Here is an 855-nt window from a genome sequence, read left to right on the forward strand (position 1 = left end):
GCGGCTTTGAGCTGTCGGACCATGTCGTCCAGCGTGGTGAAGTAGACGGTGTAGCCGGCCCGGCAGGCCGCGACCGCGAGCCCGATGGCGAGCATGGTCTTGCCTACTCCGGGTGGCCCGAGAAAGGCCGCGTTGGCCTTGGCCTCGACGAATGCCAGCGTGGCCAGGTCCTTGATCTTGCGTGGGTCCAGATCGGGCTGGAAGGAGAAGTCGTAGGAGTCGATCTCCTTGTAATGCGGCAGTCTGGACAGCCGTAGGGCGCTGCGGAACCGGCGGCCGTCGCGGACGCCGATCTCCTCCTCCAGGACGAGGTCGAGGAAGTCCAGATAGCCCATCTGCTCGGTGCCGGCCCGCTTGAGATGGGTGTCGAGGTTGTCGGCCAGATCGCTCAGCCCCAGCTTGCCGGCGTGGGCGCGGATGCGTGCGGTGACCAGCTCACTCATCACAACCCCTCTCCCGTCGTGCCGGCCGTGCGGCCGCGCTGTCGAGGGCGCTGTCGAGGGCGCTGTCGAGGGCGGTGTCGAGGGCGGTGTCGAGGGCGGTGTGGCTGCGCTCGTTGAGGCTGACGGCTAGGTCGGTGAGCCAGCCGGCGACCAGCACGCTGTCGCGCCAGTGCTGGGTGGCGAAGGCCTGGTGACAGCACACCTGGCCGCCGTCGCTGGTGTCGTTGTCGTTGTCGTGGGTGAGCAGGGCGGCGGCGCGTTCCAGCAGGGCGCAGATGTCGGCGATCTCAGTGAAGTCCAGGGCCAGACGCGGGTTGATGCCATCAGGTGTGTAGGTGATATCGGTGCTCATCGGATTCCTTGTCATCGTCATGGTTGTCGTGGCTGGTTTGTGGTGTGGCGATGGATTGAT

At 66.3% G+C, this 855-nt stretch carries 2 protein-coding genes; both read right to left on the reverse strand.

What is annotated here, in order from left to right:
- On the reverse strand, nucleotides 1-443 hold a 443-nt coding region (locus ACTWPT_RS60125), incomplete at its 3' end, for an ATP-binding protein (protein WP_443186501.1).
- Nucleotides 436-795, reverse strand: a complete 360-nt coding sequence (locus tag ACTWPT_RS60130) for a hypothetical protein (RefSeq protein ID WP_443186502.1) — start codon at nucleotides 793-795, stop codon at nucleotides 436-438. The genes ACTWPT_RS60125 and ACTWPT_RS60130, both read right to left, overlap by 8 nt.
- Nucleotides 796-855: the final 60 nt, after the last annotated feature.

The organism is Nonomuraea sp. 3N208, assembly GCF_052245935.1.
In the GTDB taxonomy this organism is placed as follows: domain Bacteria; phylum Actinomycetota; class Actinomycetes; order Streptosporangiales; family Streptosporangiaceae; genus Nonomuraea.